This window comes from Actinosynnema sp. CS-041913 (genome assembly GCF_050942485.1).
Taxonomy (GTDB): Bacteria; Actinomycetota; Actinomycetes; order Mycobacteriales; family Pseudonocardiaceae; genus Actinosynnema.
In genome coordinates, this window is sequence record NZ_CP192037.1 from 8,072,172 (window position 1) to 8,088,555 (window position 16,384).

The 16,384-nt window shown below is 67.2% G+C and carries 14 protein-coding genes and 1 CRISPR repeat array; of the genes, 9 read left to right on the forward strand and 5 right to left on the reverse strand.

Going from position 1 to position 16,384, the window contains the following annotated elements; translation table 11 throughout:
• Window positions 1–337: 337 nt before the first annotated feature.
• On the forward strand, window positions 338–997 hold the full coding sequence (locus ACQPZF_RS36330; RefSeq protein ID WP_433264870.1) for an HAD family hydrolase: 660 nt from the start codon (window positions 338–340) through the stop codon (window positions 995–997).
• A gap of 1 nt (window position 998) precedes the next feature.
• On the opposite strand, the gene ACQPZF_RS36335 is transcribed toward ACQPZF_RS36330, so the two are convergent.
• The 3 genes from ACQPZF_RS36335 to ACQPZF_RS36345 form a co-directional block, all read right to left on the reverse strand.
• Window positions 999–2,423 (reverse strand): helix-turn-helix domain-containing protein, encoded by a 1,425-nt coding sequence (locus ACQPZF_RS36335; RefSeq protein WP_433264872.1) that lies wholly within the window; start codon window positions 2,421–2,423, stop codon window positions 999–1,001.
• A 205-nt stretch (window positions 2,424–2,628) separates the two neighbouring features.
• The gene (locus tag ACQPZF_RS36340) at window positions 2,629–2,901 is read right to left on the reverse strand and encodes a DUF397 domain-containing protein (protein WP_433264874.1); all 273 of its coding nucleotides are present in this window, start codon (window positions 2,899–2,901) and stop codon (window positions 2,629–2,631) included.
• Between the two features lie 7 nt (window positions 2,902–2,908).
• Entirely contained in the window at window positions 2,909–3,781 is an 873-nt protein-coding gene (locus ACQPZF_RS36345; protein WP_433264876.1) for a DUF5753 domain-containing protein, read from the reverse strand.
• Window positions 3,782–5,013: 1,232 nt separating this feature from the next.
• On the opposite strand from ACQPZF_RS36345, the gene ACQPZF_RS36350 reads away from it, so the two are divergent.
• The 4 genes from ACQPZF_RS36350 (at window position 5,014) to ACQPZF_RS36365 (ending at window position 10,187) form a co-directional block, all read left to right on the forward strand.
• Window positions 5,014–5,313 carry a zinc finger protein gene (locus ACQPZF_RS36350; RefSeq protein WP_433274871.1) on the forward strand — a complete coding sequence of 100 codons (300 nt, stop codon included), beginning with the start codon at window positions 5,014–5,016 and terminating at the stop codon, window positions 5,311–5,313.
• A gap of 746 nt (window positions 5,314–6,059) precedes the next feature.
• Entirely contained in the window at window positions 6,060–8,369 is a 2,310-nt protein-coding gene (locus ACQPZF_RS36355; RefSeq protein WP_433264878.1) for a tetratricopeptide repeat protein, read from the forward strand.
• Window positions 8,370–8,398: 29 nt separating this feature from the next.
• On the forward strand, window positions 8,399–9,721 hold the full coding sequence (locus ACQPZF_RS36360; RefSeq protein ID WP_433264880.1) for an FAD-binding protein: 1,323 nt from the start codon (window positions 8,399–8,401) through the stop codon (window positions 9,719–9,721).
• Between the two features lie 118 nt (window positions 9,722–9,839).
• Window positions 9,840–10,187: a DUF6355 family natural product biosynthesis protein gene (locus ACQPZF_RS36365; protein WP_433264882.1), complete on the forward strand. Its 348-nt coding sequence runs from the start codon at window positions 9,840–9,842 to the stop codon at window positions 10,185–10,187.
• 402 nt (window positions 10,188–10,589) lie between these two features.
• Window positions 10,590–11,348: a CRISPR direct-repeat array (repeat unit 28 nt; unit sequence GTCTTCCCCGCGCGAGCGGGGGTGGTCC).
• Window positions 11,349–11,431: 83 nt separating this feature from the next.
• On the opposite strand, the gene ACQPZF_RS36370 is transcribed toward ACQPZF_RS36365, so the two are convergent.
• Window positions 11,432–11,710 carry a helix-turn-helix domain-containing protein gene (locus ACQPZF_RS36370; protein ID WP_433264884.1) on the reverse strand — a complete coding sequence of 93 codons (279 nt, stop codon included), beginning with the start codon at window positions 11,708–11,710 and terminating at the stop codon, window positions 11,432–11,434.
• Window positions 11,711–11,946: 236 nt separating this feature from the next.
• The gene (locus tag ACQPZF_RS36375) at window positions 11,947–12,483 is read right to left on the reverse strand and encodes a helix-turn-helix transcriptional regulator (RefSeq protein WP_433264886.1); all 537 of its coding nucleotides are present in this window, start codon (window positions 12,481–12,483) and stop codon (window positions 11,947–11,949) included.
• A 635-nt stretch (window positions 12,484–13,118) separates the two neighbouring features.
• On the opposite strand from ACQPZF_RS36375, the gene ACQPZF_RS36380 reads away from it, so the two are divergent.
• From ACQPZF_RS36380 to ACQPZF_RS36395, 4 genes are all read left to right on the forward strand, one after another.
• A complete protein-coding gene (locus tag ACQPZF_RS36380; protein ID WP_433274873.1) occupies window positions 13,119–13,814 on the forward strand; it encodes a glutaminyl-peptide cyclotransferase in 696 nt (231 codons plus the stop codon).
• Entirely contained in the window at window positions 13,814–14,911 is a 1,098-nt protein-coding gene (locus ACQPZF_RS36385; protein ID WP_433264888.1) for a C40 family peptidase, read from the forward strand. The genes ACQPZF_RS36380 and ACQPZF_RS36385 overlap by 1 nt, the downstream gene beginning before the upstream one ends.
• Window positions 14,912–15,249: 338 nt before the next feature.
• Window positions 15,250–15,996 (forward strand): hypothetical protein, encoded by a 747-nt coding sequence (locus ACQPZF_RS36390; RefSeq protein ID WP_433264890.1) that lies wholly within the window; start codon window positions 15,250–15,252, stop codon window positions 15,994–15,996.
• Complete coding sequence (locus ACQPZF_RS36395; protein ID WP_433264892.1) at window positions 15,996–16,325, forward strand: hypothetical protein; 330 nt, start codon at window positions 15,996–15,998, stop codon at window positions 16,323–16,325. Before ACQPZF_RS36390 ends, ACQPZF_RS36395 begins: the two co-directional genes overlap by 1 nt.
• Window positions 16,326–16,384: the final 59 nt, after the last annotated feature.

Consider the following 16,384-nt stretch of genomic DNA (forward strand, 5'->3'; position numbering starts at 1 on the left):
CATACCCGGCACCCCATCGCGCGATGGGCTGTGACTTAGCCGGAGGTCCGTGTGATCGAGTGGTGGAGATTGCAGGGCGAGGTTGGCCGTCAGCGTCATGGTGTCTCCGTCAGGCCCGAGCGGGGGTTGGTTGCTCCCACAGAATCCATGGGCGATGCAATGGGCCCGATTAGTTGAACACCGCGGAAGCGACCGAGGTACCAGCCAGCGCCCCTCCATCGACCCTCCAGATGCCGTCGACCGTCGACAATGGTCAGACGTCTGGCCCCGTAGGCGACGCACGCACCGACGTCCGGCACCATGACAGGCGGTGGCAGGTTGACGGAGGGAACTGAGCGTGGCGAAGCTTGAGGCGGTCTTCTTCGATGTGGGGGAAGTCCTGGTCGACGAAAGTCGTGAGTACGGGACCTGGGCGGATTGGCTCGGCGTTCCCCGGCACACGTTCTCCGCTGTATTCGGAGCCATCATCGCGCAGGGGAAGGACTATCGCGAGACGTTCCAGGTTTTCCGGCCGGGATTCGACCTCGCGGAGGAGCGTGAGCGCCGTGCGGAAGCCGGGCAGCCGGAGAGCTTCTCCGAGGAGAACTTGTACGCGGATGCGCGTCCCTGTCTTCGCGAACTCCGTGACTTGGGTCTGCGCGTGGGTGTGGCCGGGAATCAGACAGCCAGGGCGGAACGCATCCTGAAGGCGTTGGCGCTACCGGTGGACGTGGTCGGCACGTCCGACGGGTGGGGGGTGCAGAAGCCCTCGCTCGCCTTCTTCGACCGTGTCGTCCGTGAGGCCGGAGTGCCCGCGGAAGCGATCCTCTACGTCGGGGACCGGTTGGACAACGACATCCGACCTGCTCAAGAAATGGGTATCGCGACCGCTTTGATCCGCCGAGGGCCCTGGGGACACATCCTCAGCGCGGCCGAGGTCGAGGACCGCTGCCTGTTCAAGCTCGACGGACTGTCCGACCTTCCGGCGCGCGTGGCCGAGCACAACGGCCGAAGCTGATTCAGATCATGCCCACGGTGCTCTTCAATGCATGGACCTGCTCGCCCAGCTCGGCCGCGTATCGGGTTGTGCTCACGGCCTGCTGGACGGCGGGAACCCGCTTGAGCGCGGTCGCGTAGCGGTGGTCGACAAGCACATCGCACGCCTGACGGGCAGTGGCGCATGCCTGTTCCGCGTCGGTGGGCGCCTGCGCCGCGGCGAGGTCGAGCAACAGGACGGCTCGTTGCTTGCCCGCGTTGTCGGCCAGGCCGCCGAGGGAACCCTGTAGCCGAAGCTCCGCTGCGCGTGGCCGGCCGGCCAGCAACAGGGTGGTGCCGGCGAACCCGTCCAGTCGCGAAGGGTCGAAGAAGTCGAGCCACACGGGGTCGGTTCCGGTCGTGGTCAGGGCGTCTTCGGCGGACCTGATGCGAGCGACGCCCGTCTCGGTGTGTCCGATCCGCACCGACACTTCGCTGTCGACGCAGTACAGCCATGACCTCAGCAGCGGTCCGGCGTTGTAGCGCGCGTGCGCGTGGGCCGCCTTCAGGAAGGCACGCGCGTCCTGCTCTCGTCCGGCGAATCCGGGAACGAACGCGCGGTGTGCCAGCACGGCCGCCGTGAGGGTGTGATCACCGGACAGGTCGGCTGCGTCCTGGGCGAGTTGGAAGAACGACTCCGCCAGGTCGGTCTGGTCCAAGTCGAAGAAGGCGAGCCGCGCTGCGAGCAGGGCGCTCTCGGCTACCGCCGCGCCGAGCCGGCGCACCGACTCGTCGGTGCCGGACGTCGCCTTGAGCAGGTTCTCGCCGAACTGCGCGTGGGACACCACCGACGGCAGGAGGCCGACGGCCGGACTCGACCAGTACAGGTCGCGGTGGGACGCCACGATCATCGAGAAGGCATCCACGCCGCCGGGATCGAGTCGGTTCCGATGCGGTCGGGTCAACGCCTCGACACCCTCCGGGATCGCCATCCCGCGCGAGAGCAGGGGCGCGAGGCTCGCACCGAGCAACCCTGTCAGGAACAGCTTCCGGTTGAACTCACCACCGGCACCCAGCAGCACCATCGTCACCTTCCTCACGATCGCGTCGACGAGTTGTTCGTCCAAGGCGCTCGGCGTCGCAGTCGAGGTGGGACGCAGCACCATCTCCTCCGACGAGAGCAGACCCAGCTCGCTGGCCGGCAGCTCGAAGACCAGCACCAGGTGCTTCTGGTATCGCGGCTCGGGTTTGCGGTCACCGGACTCCCACCGCCGAACGACTTCGACGTTCAGGCCGGACGCGGGCTCACCCGCATCCTGCATGCTCCGCTTGATCTGCTGCACCAGTTCTTCGCGACTCCAGCCCCGCTGGAGCCGTTCCCAGGTGAGACGTGCGTTCGGCGAGTGCTTGGGCGGCGAACTGCGGCGTGGTCCCACGCGGTCCTCCTCGTCCGACCATGTGGCGTCCACAAGACCGAGGGTAAGGCTCCACACGCCGAGCGCGGCATTGGCAGGGCAGTGGAGGGCTTGTGGAGGGTGTGTTCCGGGCGTGTGTCGGGGTTTGATCAGTTGACGACGCCGACCAGCGGGAATACCAGAGGCGCGGAGAACGGTGACCAGCGATCGCAACGGTTGGGCGATGGGGCGACGGTTGGGCAACCGCCGCCCAACTGCCCTACTGAGCGCCGGGCAACCGGAAGCTGCCGGACACCACGCCGCGGAGGAACGCCTCCCACTCCCCGTGGGTGAATACGAGGACCGCGCCGGCGGGCTTGGTGCTGTCCCGCAGGCCAACGGCGTTGCCGGTGATGCTGACTTCGACGCACTGGTTGTCCGGGGGCCCGCTGAAGGGCGACTTCTGCCATTCGACGAAGTTGGTGTCGAGGTCGCCCTTGTGGGCGTTCTGGATGTTCATCGACTGCCTCGTGCCCTTCTGTTCTCCTGCCACGGTCTGCCTACAGTGAAGCTGCGAGGTCGAGCAGGAGTCGTCGGCTCTGCTCGGGACCGTTCGCGGCTGCCCTCTGGTAGTCCCAGCGCGTCAGGTACCGCGTTGTTCGCTTGCTGTTGTCGACGTACTCGCCGCCCTCGTCGTGCTCCAGGTAGATGATGTCGACTGCCGGCTTCGTGTCATAGCCGAAGATCGTGTAGTCCCGCCCCTGGCCCATGTAGAAGCCGACGCCGAACGGCACCACCTGGAACTCGACGTTGGGTCGGTCGACGATGTTCTCGACGAGGTGCAGCAGCTGTTCCTTCAAGACGCCCGGATCCGCGGTGCGACGCAGGGCCGCCTCGTCGACGATGAACCAGAAGTGCTGGTCCTCGCTGTCCAGAACACCTTGACGGGCCAACCGGTTGGCGGTGTTCGCGTCGGCCTGCCTGGGCGTCAGCGAGGGCCTCCACGCGCGGAGGTTCATCCGCATGTACGCCTCGGTTTGCAGCAGACCCGGTACGAACAGGGTCTGGTACGAGGAGTACCGGTTGCAACTGGGCTCCATGTCGACCAGCAGGCGAAGGTGCTCGGGGAACCTGGTGCTGAACGCACCCTTCTTCCTGCGGTTGTCGCTCTCGGCTTGCAGCGCCCGCGCGTAGCTGCGGTCCCCGTCGTCGGCGCTGTAGCGGTCGAGCAATGCGTTCAACTCCAGCAGCGAGATACCGCTGCCGCCTTCGATGTGCGAGATCTTCTTCTGGGTGCAGCCGAGCACCTCTGCCGCATCGTCCTGGGTGGCGTCCGCGTCTTCCCGGAGGCGTGCGAGTTGCCTGCCCAGCACGACCTTCATCACTGCCGGCGGCAACTGCAGCCTCGGGTGCTCCGTCACGGCGTCCTCCACGTTGACAGGGTGACGTGTCACGCAGCGTATCTACAGTTCACCCGTTCGAACACGGCCATAACTTGTCTACTCAGATTATCGTAGGCCTTGAGTTTGAACAAACTCGCAGGCCAAGGGGAGCGTGGAGCGATGTCTACTCAAGTTAACGTCGCCGCTGCGGTGGCCGCGCTCGATCCCAGTGTCATTGATGCCCCCTCGTCGATGATCTGGAGGTCCGGGTTGGCGGTCGCAGCGACGCTCCTTCTCATGGTGGGCTGCGTGGCTGGACTCGGTGCTGTTTGGTGGTGCTTCGGCGAACGACGTCGCATCGCGCGATGCCGCCAGGAGCCCCCAACACGCCCCGAAGCACCGAGGATGTCGGACCGTCCGCCCTCCGCGCCCCAGGGTGTTGACGGTTCCGGCGCCCCAGCCACGCAGCCCCCGATAACGAGCGCGCATTCCCGACTCGACGTCCAGCCCGGCTCGACTCCCCAGGAACGGTGCGCCTTCTACCGTCAGGAGTACGGGCTTCCCGCCTGCGTTGATCCGGTTGGTCAGCGCATCCTCCTGTCCATCGGCGGGCTCATCGGTGCTCTCACCATGCCTCTGGCTCTCGGTCACCGAGTGCTCGCGGGCCCGGAGGTTCGGATGATCGCCGGCCCGGTGGTCGAGCGCCTTCCCGCCAAGCGCTGAACCTTCATCACCGGCCTCGGCCACACCCCTTTGGAGGGGTGGCAGCCGACCTTCTCCGACTCAAGGTGCCGGTAACCACACCGGGCAACAGATCGTTCTGCCCGCTCTGAGTTTTCTCCGGCATCCGTGGCGAGCCTCCATCTATCCGGACTTGGTTAAGGAGCGATCATGATTTCCGTTGTGCGGGAACAGATGTCAGCAACAGGCGATCGTTGGTGCGTCACGGGAACGTCCCGTCGGCCCGTGCAACGGTGGCGGGACGCCTCGGTCGGTCCGCCCAGGCTGTTCGGCGGAGCCTGGCTGGCTCGGCTCGTGGCGCACGTCGGCCTGCCTGTCCGGCCATCGGGTGCGTGGTGGTGAGAGATGGCGACAACGCGGACGGTCCGGACGGTAGCGACCGGTGTACCGAGGTCCACGGATCGATGTCGTGACGTGCACTTCGAGGTGATGCCTCCGAGGCAACGCGGCCGTGACCGCGGTCGCTGCGGCGACGACATGGCGTTCCGTTCCGCGCGTGGCGTCGTGCATGGGCTGGCACACGGGTGGGTGCGGTGAGCGTGATGTCCGTCGACCAGCTCCCACGCTTTCGTTGGGTTGAGGTGTTGCAGAACCGCCACGCGGTCGCGTTCGTGATGTGCCCGGGTCAAAGCGGCAGGACGCTGTGCGGCCGGTTCGTCACGCTTCCGTATGTCCTGCGGCGCCTGGGGTTCGCCCCGGAATGCCAGGTCTGCGACGACGCATGGCGTCGCGAGATCGGCGTACGCACGCGTGCCGAGGTGCTCGCCGGTTCCCCGCGTCGATGCCACGGACGCACCGCTCGGCCGACACCTCGTGCGACACCGTCAAGCGGGAGCGGGTGATCAGGATGCCGTCTCATACCGGGCTGAACGCTGTCGCGACCAGCGCCCTCGCGAGCGGCTTCCGGGCCCATCTCGACGCCCTTGCACGCATACTGAAGCAAGGAGACGACAAGACGTGGGCGACGGTGGCTGCATCCGAGATGCCGCCCCTTCTCAGGACGCTGAACGTGCTGCTCGACGGGCACCAGCCGGATGACGGCGGCCGGTGCGCGGGCTGCCGCGATCGCGGTGTCTGGCGCATCGGTCTGGGGAAGTGGACCATGCGGCTGCGGTTCGCGCGTCGCGAACCGAGCCCGTGCAGGGTCGTGGTATCTGCGTGGATAGAGCTCAACCCGTTTGGTCGTCAGGAAGTGAGCGGCCGGCATCACCTGAGAGACGTGCCCTGCTCATCGGCACGGACAGCACCACAAGCCTCGTCTCGCCGTCATCGCCGATCTTGAGCGTCCACGCCGAGGCGCGCCAGCAGCGCCTCGCTGGCGGACAGGATCTCCGCGTCGACGGTGACCGGCGCGGGCCAGGACGGCATCGGGCTTCGGCCTGTTCCATCAAGTTGACGCATTGTCAACTCTTGAAAAGAGTGCGTACACCGAAAGAATGAACCATCCCCCGACCAGGGAATCATATGCCAACATCGATACTTCGCCGCCGATTCCACCTATGATCAAATTCTCGGATGTGTTGCCGGAAGGGACCAACGTGACGCCACCGGAGCCGTCTGGGATACGACGAGGGGGCGGTGAAGTCGGGTGGAAGAGACTACGAGTACCAGTTCGGCAACACATGCGGACCACGGGTCGTTCGCGGAGGCGTTGCGCAGGCAGCGGGGGCGGGAGTCTCAGGGCTCGGTGGCACGCCGGATGGGGTACAGCCCGAGCCACTATTCCAATGTGGAGAATGGTCACAAGCCTCCTACCGAGGGCTTCGCACGAGCGTGTGACGTGGCGTTCGGAACCGACGGCGTCTTCGTGGCGCTGTTCCTCAGTTCGGTCGGAACGAGTTCCAGGGTGACGGTGAAGCCTGCCCAGTTGCCGCCGTCGCCGCACCTGGTCGGCCGTGTCGCCGTGCTCCAAGAGCTGGATCGGTTGCTGGATGGGAAGCGCGACAACCCTTCGGCTGACGTGGTCGCGCTCGACGGTGAAGCGGGTGTGGGTAAGACGACACTCGCCGTCGCGTGGGCGCACCGGATCAAGAGCCGCTTTCCCGACGGCACGCTTTTCGTGGATCTGCATGGTTATGCGGCGAATGGTGATCCTGTTGGTCCCGGAGAGGTGTTGGAGGACATGCTCAAGGCCCTGGGCGTGCCGGCCCAGGACATCCCCACGACGCTGGACTGGCGCGCGGCGTTGCTTCGCACGGTGCTGAACGGCACGCGGATGCTTCTCGTGTTCGACAACGCCGCGCGTATCGAGCAGGTCCGCTCGCTCATTCCGGCGTCGCCCGGTTGTCTGGTGATCGTCACGAGCAGGCGGCGCCTGTCGGGGCTCGCCGTGCAGTACGGGGCCCGCTGTCTGACGGTCGACAGGTTCGGCCAGGACGACGCCGTCGCCCTGTTGCGCGACGTCGTCGGGTGTGAGCGGGTGGATGCGGAGCGCGAGGCCGCAGAGTGGATCGCGAGGTTCTGCGGCGGCTTGCCATTGGCGGTCCGTGTCGCCGCTGAACGTGTTGCGGCCAGCCGACATCTGACTCTCGCGGGTCTGGCCGAGGATCTGTCCACGGCCGATCATCGGCTGGACGCCCTGTCGCCCTATGACGCGGATGAAGCGGTGCGTGGGGTGTTGTCGTGGTCGTTCCGCGCGCTGGAGCCCGCTGCCGCACGGCTGTTCCGGCTGCTGAGCCTGCATCCTGGACACGAATTCGGTGTCGACGCGGCGTCGGCCCTGGCCGGCTGCGAACGGTCCGTAACGTGTCGGCTGTTGGACATGCTCGCCGGCGTCCACCTTCTGCACGAAGCGGGTCGTCGGCGGTACCGGTTCCACGACCTGGTGCTCGACTACGCGGTCGAGCTTGCAACTACCGAAGAGTCGCCCGCCGACATCGAGAGCGCGTCTCGACGCCTTCTCTACTGGTATCTGCGCACAGCGGCTACGGCGAACCTGGTGATGTCCCCCAACCGGCCGCAGGTTGCCGTCGAGGGCCTGGTCATGTTGTCGATGCCGCAGCCCATGTCGTTTTCCACGGTCGACGAGGCCGTCGCGTGGTGCGAAACCGAACTGGCCAACCTCGCCGCGGCGACACAACATGCGGCTCTGCACGGTATTCACGACGTCGCGCTCGGTCTGCCGATGGTGCTGTCGGACTACCTGTACTGGCGTCACCCCTGGCGGGTCTGGATCGGCCCGTTGGAACGTTGCCTGGACGAGGCACGGCGATGTGGCGACCGTGCCGCCCAGGGCTGGATCCTGAACAACCTGGGGAACGCGCACTTGGCACAACACCGTCTGGTCGAGGCCGGGAACTGCTTCGGCGAAGCGATGGCGCTGCGTACCGAGGACGGCGACCGCGCCGGCCAGGTGTGGAGTCTGTTGGGGGTCGGGCGGGTCCTGCAAGCCCAAGGCGGTTACGAACCGGCCGCCGACAAGTACGACCATGCGCGGACGTTGTGCTCCGAACTCGGGGACGAGTGGTCTTGGGCCATCGTCACGGCCTATCTCGCCGACGCCCATCGGGCGCTCGGCGACCACCGATATGCCCTGGACCTGCTGGCGCAAGCGATCACCGTGTTTCGTGCGCGTGGCGACCGGCAAGCCGAGAGCTGTGCGTTGGACAAGGTCTCCGACGTCTACCGCGACCAGGGCGACGAGGTCGCGTCGCTGGACCACCTCAACCGTGCGTTGGCCGCCAGCTCGGCCGTGGCCGACCGGTGGAGTCGGGCCGAACTGCCGCGCAAGCTCGGTCACCGCCACCGGGACCTGGGCGACTGCGAACGTGCACACCGGGCGTGGACAGAGGCGCTCCTGCTGTTCGAAGCGCTCGGCGACGTCCGGGCCGCCGCGATTCGCACCGAACTCGATACGTTGGAATGGAAGGCCGTTCCGGTGCCTCGGCGGGCCGGATGACCGGACGCGCAGACCCCTGAGGAGACGAGTTGCCCTCCGGAATCACCTGCTTCGACCCCGCGCAGCGTCGTTTCCTCAGCGGCCCACCCCAACCCGATCACATTCCGGTGCCGCCGCTGGACGGAGTGCTGTCGACCGACGACGCCGACCTCACGTGGGCGGCCGAGGACTTCGGTCGCGTGGTCCGCCACCGGCCGCTCGCGGTCGCCCGTCCGCGGTCACTGCGCGACGTCTGCGCCATCCAACGCTTCGCCCATCAACACGCGATCCCGGTCGTGCCTCGTGCCGAAGGCCACTCCACCGGTGGTCAGGCCCAGTCTCCCGACGGGATGGTCCTGGACATGCGCGGTTTCGACACAGTGGGGCCCGTCGCCGCGGACCACGTCACGGTGGAAGCCGGAGCGCGCTGGAGCGACGTGCTGACCGCGACCCTGGCCCACGGCCTCACGCCCCCTGTCCTGACCGACTACCTCGAACTGTCGGTGGGCGGCACCCTGTCCGTCGGCGGACTCGGCGGCACCAGTCGACACCACGGCGCCCACACCGACAACGTGCTGCAACTGGACGTCGTCACCCCCGACGGCAGCCACCGCACCTGCTCCCCCACCGTTGAACCCGCACTGTTCGACGCCGTCCGGGCAGGCCGCGGCCGGCACGGCGTCATCGTCCGGGCCACCCTGCGCCTCATCCCGGCCCACACCCACGCCCGCAGACACATCCTCCGGTACAACCGCCTGTCCGACCTGCTCGCCGACCAACGCCGACTGGCCAGCGACCGCCGCGTCGACTACCTCGAAGGCAAGGTCAAGCCAGACGACAGCGGCACGTGGACCTACCAACTCGAAGCCACCACCTACTTCACACCACCGTCCACACCAGACAGCCCTCGTCTTCTGGAGGGTCTCGGTCACATCACGGGCGGCGACACCGTCACCGACACCGGCTACCGGGACTTCCTCGACCGCATGGCCGACGACGTCGCCCTGCTCCGCACCCTCGGACCGTGGCAACACCCACACCCGTGGAGCAACACGCTCCTCGCCGATCACACCGCCGAAGAACTCATCACCCGGACACTGTCCGAACTGGACCGACAAAGCCTAGGCGGCACAGGCCTGGCCCTCGTCTACCCGATCCTCCGCACGCGACTCGCCACACCCCTGCTCAAGGTGCCCGACACACCGATCGTGTTCCTGTTCTCCGTACTCCGAACCGCCGACTCCCCCGACACCCTCACCGGCATGGTCGAACACAACCACCGCATCCACGACCGCGTGACCGCCTCAGGCGGCGCCACCTACCTCGACCCGATCCCGGACACCGAGCAGTCCCCGACGACGTCTATTCCTTAGCATTCGAAGCCTCGACATCATTCCCGGCGACCGTCGCCCCGACCGATGCTCGTGACCGCAAGCCTTGTCCCAACGTGAGGCGGTCACCATGCAACACAGAAACCTATGCCCTGCAACGATGTCCAGCGTCATCGTCGCCACACTCGCGGCGGCGCTCATGACAGTGGCACCACCGTCGGCGTCAGCCAATGACGACCGACTTGCCTCCGGGTGCGGCTTCGTCCACGTCAACCCGGACCACAACAACGGAGCAGTCTCCCGCTACAGCCACTGCGTGGACTCGTTCATCCTCATCCGCGTCGACATCGCCAACGGCAAGCGCTACGGCGCCTGTGTCGGACCATGGGGCACGAAGTACTACTGGCCACAAGAACAGGTCGCCAACGCCTACTACGTCACGACACCCCCCAGGCTCCTGGTCGTGGAGGGCCGCGTGATGTGCTCACTGACCCAACCCGAGGTGTAAGGGCACGTCCATCTCGTACCGAGCGCGGCCTGCGCCCCATCTCCTGTCCCAGGAGAGGTCACCGGCCGCGCTCGGTCCACGCTGCGTATCAGGCTGTACGTCCGCTGGTACGCCCCAACATCGGCAGATAGGTGTCGATCTCAGAGAGGAACTGATCGCCCTCCTTGTGGTCGGCAACCATGTCGAGGGGTGCTGGGCACGGGCATGACAAGATCGCGACACTGACCCCCTGCCCCAGTGCCACCAGCCCATCCTCCGACAGACAGATCCAGCGGCCACGCACCCCGTGTGGGGGCCGGCCCACCCCACCGTCGCAAGCCCACCAGACGAACACCCATACGACACCGTGATGAACCGAATCAAAACTAGCCTATGGCGTTGTAAACTCGCTGGTCACGAAGTGTCTTCCCCGCGCGAGCGGGGGTGGTCCCCACATGCGGAACATCGACAGCAGACCCACCATGTCTTCCCCGCGCGAGCGGGGGTGGTCCCTCCACCGCGAGCGGTCCGGGCTGGCCGGCCAAGTCTTCCCCGCGCGAGCGGGGGTGGTCCGGGCAGTCCGAGGAGTCCATTGCGAACATCTCGGTCTTCCCCGCGCGAGCGGGGGTGGTCCCAGCCACCTGGTCGCGAACATGGACCTGGCGGCGTCTTCCCCGCGCGAGCGGGGGTGGTCCGTGCTGCCGGTTCGTGGCGACGCGGACGGTGTCGTCTTCCCCGCGCGAGCGGGGGTGGTCCCACGGGGGCCGGCGGAGACGTGCCGCCGGACCGGTCTTCCCCGCGCGAGCGGGGGTGGTCCCTCGTACAGCGCGTGTGCGCGTTTGCAGTCGGGGTCTTCCCCGCGCGAGCGGGGGTGGTCCCAGGCCGAACTCGTACGACGTTGCCCCGCCCTCGTCTTCCCCGCGCGAGCGTGGGTGGTCCGGGCCGGCCGGCGCTGCGGGCAAATCTGTGGGTGTCTTCCCCGCGCGACCGGGGGTGGTCCTGGGCCAGGCCGGGAGGTTACGTCCGCATTTGTGTCTTCCCCGCGCGAGCGGGGGTGGTCCGTGGGATCCCGGCTATGCCGACGGCCGGACCATGTCTTCCCCGCGCGAGCGGGGGTGGTCCCGGGATCTGAGGGGCTTTCGTGGCGAGGTGGTGTCTTCCCCGCGCGAGCGGGGGTAGTCCCAGTCCGACGCCCGCGCCTACCCTTCATCCGGGGTCTTCCTCGCGCAAGTGGGAATGGTTCCTGGGGCCGGACCGCGGGGTCGTCATGATGCGTCGTTGCCGGAGTCGTCCGGTTCGGTGATCAGGGCGACGAGGCGTCCGCCAAGCAGGTAACGCCGCCTGTTGTCTCGTTGCAGGACTCCGGTTTTCCACAGTGCCACCAACAGCCTGTGGACAGTGGTCATCGGCAGTGACAGTTCCCGGCATATTTCGGAGAGGGTGAGTGGCCGGCGAGCTTTGGCGACGGATTCCAGTACCTGGAGGAGGCGGTCGAGGTAGTCGCCGCGCGCCGGGGCGTCGTGGCCGTCCTGGTGTTGATCCAAGTGGTTGGTGGGAACTCTCGGCTGCACGACGTGTCGACGGGGCCAGGCGGCGGGGCTGAGTAGTCGGATGGGCGTTCGTGGGTCTGGGTTGTTGCCGTTGTGTGGGTGGTTTGGCATGTCCTCGACTCCTTCGAAAGCTCGTCCGGGCGCCGGTCGCTGTCTCAGTGTCAGGATTGATTGCCGGGTCGGACAAGGGGGTGGGTGTATTCGAATGAGTGGAATGAAGAATACGCGATTCAGGCGGCCTGGGCGTGCGGAGATGCGGCGCGGCGGGATGCGAGGAAGGCTGCGGAGACGATCTCGGGGTTGGTTCGGAGTGCGCGGGCAAGGCGGTGGGCGAGGGGTACGGGTAGTTGGCCGGTGTGTTCGTAGTCGCGGACGGAGGCATCGCTGATGCCGAGTAGGGCGGCGAGCAGTGGTCCGTGTTCTGGGCCGAGGTGTCCTCGTTCCCAGTGGGCTAGTCGTTGGGGTTTGACGGCGAGTCGGCGCGCGAGTTCTGTGGGTGTGATGGCGAGCAGGCTCCTCAGGTCGGTCAGTGTCGGTGGGCTGTCGAGTGGGCGTTGTAGTTGTGCTGGGACAACTCGCAGTTCCCTGGCCACTCGGCGGAGGTCGTCGGCGGCGATGGGGGTGATGCCCTTCTCCCAGCGGTAGATCTGGTTATCGTGTACGCAGAGGCGGCGACCGAGTTCGACTTGGGTGATCCTGGCTCGTCGGCGGTGGTGGATCATCGCGTCGGGGTCGAACCTCGGAACTTCCCCGTTGTAGGTGCGCATGGGTTCCTCCGGTGGGTCGGGCCGTCTCACGGCGAGCCGCGGTGACGGGAGCGGGTGAAGTGATGGGCGGCACCTGCCTTGAGTCGGGCGTCGGGCAGCTGCGTCGCGATACCCGGCTACGAGGCGCACCGCAGGCGGTCCGACAGCACTGTGGGAGGTATTCGGGGAATTTCTTGGAGCCGGTCGGTGTCTCTCATACACCCTCCCTGCGTCAGTTCAGAACACCGAGGCGAGATGACATTCGGCGGATCGATGAGGTAGTTCGGCGATAACAGTGACCCTAACCCGATAATGCCGGGTGGTCCATTTTTACCAGGACACGGAAACCATCTGTCCGCACTACGGAAAGCTGACGCACGCCATTGCTGTCTGCTTCCGCAAATCGGGAAACCCAGTAATCGGGCTGGCGATCGACTGCATAGCCCGTTTGTGGAGTCATTCTCGTCTCTCATCGGTTACTTCGAGAGGGGCGGTGCGGGATGAAGGCTCCGGCGATCGGACGGCGTGCGGTTCGGCTGGTGGTGATCTGCCTCGGGCTCACGGCGTGTTCGCCTGCACCTCAGGTTTCGTCGACGTACCAGGCGGCGGTGCCACCGAGTGCGGTCCCGTTGTCCTCGACCGTCGGGGCGGGCGGTGTGCTCGTCGTCTCGGCGCGGGTCGTCGCCAAGGTCGGTTCGGATGGTGCGGCCGGTCGTGGGTTGGCCGCAGCCGGCGGGGTTTTGGTCGAGGCCGTCGATACGGCGTCGGGCAGTGCGGTGAGGGTGGTCCGTCCTGACAGTGGCCGGGTGGTTCACCAGGTCGATCTGCCCGGTGGGATGCGTGCCGGCGGGCTGGCGCTGGTTCCGGCGGGTCTGTGGCAGTCGACCCTCGATGGTGGCGTGGCGGTTCTGCGTGATCCGGTGACGTTGCAGGAGACGCGGCGGGTCGGGTTCGTCGGTGAGGGTTGGGGGTTGTGCCACACCGGGGAGGTCCTGGTCCACAGCGACGGGGCGAACCGGTTGGTGTTGCGGCATCCCGAACGCTTCGTCGAGGTCGGTTCGGTGAGGATCACCGGCCATTGGGCGGCGGCGCAACGGTTGGGCGGGCTGGCGTGCGTGCACGCTGACGGGCGTCCGCAGGTGTGGGCGTTGGTGTCGGGGTCGGACTGGGTGGTCCGCGTCGAACTCTCCGGTGGTCGGGTCACCGCGGTGGCGAGCATCGCCCGTATCCGCGCCGAGGTACCGGGTCTGGCCGGCACGGCTTCCGGGATCGCGCCCGCCGGTGAAGCGGACCTGTTCTGGGTCTCCGGCCCGTTCCCGTATCGCTTCAAGATCCGGTTGCGAGCGGGCTGATGAAAACCTTCTCGATGGTCGTCGTCGCCCTGCTCTTGACCGTGATGGTCGGTGGAATGCTTGTGGTGTATTGGAAAGCGGACGCAGTCTCCGGACCGCTGTCCTGTGTCCTGGCCGCCTCCGACGAAACTGCCGGGAGCACAACTAGCGTGCGCCTGTCGGCGTCCCAGATGGCCGTCGTGACCGCGATTGTGGCTACAGCCAGGGGAATGGGCACCGAGCGGCGCGGCGCGACCATCGCGTTGCAGACCGCGATGCAGGAGAGCACCTTGCGGGCCGAGGTCGTTGTCGGTCAGGCGGTCGGTGCGTTCCAGCAGATCGCGCCAGGCCCGGATCACGCATACGCCGGGTATGACCGGACCGACCCGGCGGCAGCGGCGAAGGGCTTCTTCTCCGTGCTGCTCACGCGGGTGCCGCGCTACGCGGTCGATCCGCGACCGAATCACGAGCTGGCACAGGTGGTGCAGGCCAGCGGCGCGGGAGCCGTCGAGTACGCCAAGCACCAGAGTTGGGCCGAGGCTGTCACCGCCACGATGTTCGACCGCGCGACGGCGTGCGAGGAACAGTCGGTCCCGGGGCCGGTTCCGGTGCGTGTCAGGGGAAACACCGTGGAGCTTCCGCCGGAGGCGAAGGTCGTCGGGACGGTGGTCGCTGCCTCGCCGCGGATCGCGCAGGCGATCGGTGCGGCGTTGGCGTGGCTGGGCACGACGTATGCGTGGGGTGGCGGCGATGAGCACGGCCCGACTCAGGGGGCCAGGGATCACGGTGTCGCCGACGCGCACGGTGATTTCGCCAAGGTCGGGTTCGATTGCAGTGGCCTGACGTTGTACGCCTACGCGCAGGCGGGGGTGCGGCTCACCAGGCCGTCGGACGCGCAGTTGACCCGCGCGACGTCGGTGGTGGCGTTCGCGCAGGCACAGCCGGGGGATCTGCTGTTCTGGGGGACTCATCACGTGGCCATGTACCTCGGTGTGTTCGACGGGGTGCATCGGATGGTCGAGGCACCGGCGTCGGGTGATGTGGTGAAGGTGTCGTCGGTGCGGCTCGGCGGCGACTTCCGTGGCGTCGCGGCACGGCCCATCCCAGCGGGTAGCTGACGGTCGACGACAGGAGGTTTCCGGTGTCCAGTCCGGAGTTCGGCGAGTTCGCCGGGGTTGACGGTGCTCGGGTGACGGGTGCGCCAGTGGTGACGCCTCCGTGGGGTGGTCGGCCTGTGCCCGTTCCTGCGTCGTCTGCTGTCCTCGGCGAGATCCACCAGGTGCCGGAGCCGCCACCACCCGTCCCGGTGCTGCCGCCCGGCGGAGATGCCCTGGGTTTGTTCGCGTCCCCGGTCAGGCTTCGTAGTCGTTCGGCGGCGACGGAGATCCTTCGTCGAACCTCTACCACCAGCCATGTGGTCGCGGTGGTCGGGGTCGCAGGTGCGGGGCGGTCGACCGTGACGGCGCAGTTGGCGGTCTCTTCTGCTCTCTACCATCCGGGACCGGTGGTCGCGGTCGACGCGGCGGCGTCGTTGTGGCCGGGCCTGGCGCGGCGGCTGCCCTTGCGGCAGGCGGGTCGCGAGGTGGACTGGTGTCAGCTCTGGCGGCTGCTCGATGCCGGTGATGGTGTCGCGGTTGTGCGTTCGATGCTCCATGAGACCCGCCATGTCGAGTTCGGCCGCTCGCTGCCCGGTCGGCAGTCCTGGATCACCAGGCTCGGCGGAAGTGCCCATCCGCAGCCTTTCGCGACGATCAGTCCCGACGAGCTGTTGCGCGTGCTGCACCTCAGCGCCCAGGCGTGTCGGGTGACCTTTGTGGACTGTGCGGCGGACATGCACGTCCTGACGAGGGTCTGCGCGACCGTCGCCGATGTGCTCGTCGTGGTGTGCCGGGCCGATGCGGATGAGCTGCGCCGCTGTGCTTGTCTGGTGGAGCTGCTGGCGGTCGACACCCGCACGGACCTGTCGTCCAAGGCCGTGATCGTCCCGGTCCAACACCGTCCTGGGAAGTGGCCGCATGCCGCTGCGGCGGCGGAAGCCGCGGCCGGTGACGCGGTGGCAGGCGTGATGCGGATGCCCTACGACAGCAGGCTGGCCCGCTCCTGCCATTCGGTTATGGGCAGCCGTACCGCCCGTCACACGGCGACGCAGCTCGCCGCGACAGTGGCTTTGCTTGCGCGGCAATCGCATTGGAGGAGTGTGTGATGAGGATTCTGTCCGTACGGTGGCGTCCTCGGCAACCGAGCGTCCCGCCCGACGGTCCCCTCGCGCCGATCGACATCGAGGACGGCCGCAACGCTCCGGGTTTGGACGCTATGGAGTCGTTGGTCAACTCGATCGCGATGTACGTGTTGGTGGGCGGGTTGGCGGCCGTGGTGATCGGTATCGGGATCGCGGTGGTCGGCCCTCGCCTCGGTTTCCAGCATGCCAGGGCGATCGGTATCGGTGGCGTGGTGGGCGGAGTGTTCCTCGGCGCTGTCGTCGGAGCGGCGGCGATGCTGGTCAACTTCACCTACTCGGTCTTCTCCGGTTGAGAAGGGACGTCGTATTCCGATGGTCGACTACACCACCTCGCACCGATCCCGCACCGCAG

Bases quoted from the DNA above. Each gene is read 5' to 3' on its own strand.
- ACQPZF_RS36350 (WP_433274871.1), top strand. From the start codon at position 5,014: ATGTCCGTCGACCAGCTCCCACGCTTTCGTTGGGTTGAGGTGTTGCAG.
- ACQPZF_RS36365 (WP_433264882.1), top strand. From the start codon at position 9,840: ATGTCCAGCGTCATCGTCGCCACACTCGCGGCGGCGCTCATGACAGTG.
- ACQPZF_RS36375 (WP_433264886.1), bottom strand. From the start codon at position 12,483: ATGCGCACCTACAACGGGGAAGTTCCGAGGTTCGACCCCGACGCGATG.
- ACQPZF_RS36385 (WP_433264888.1), top strand. From the start codon at position 13,814: ATGAAAACCTTCTCGATGGTCGTCGTCGCCCTGCTCTTGACCGTGATG.
- ACQPZF_RS36395 (WP_433264892.1), top strand. From the start codon at position 15,996: ATGAGGATTCTGTCCGTACGGTGGCGTCCTCGGCAACCGAGCGTCCCG.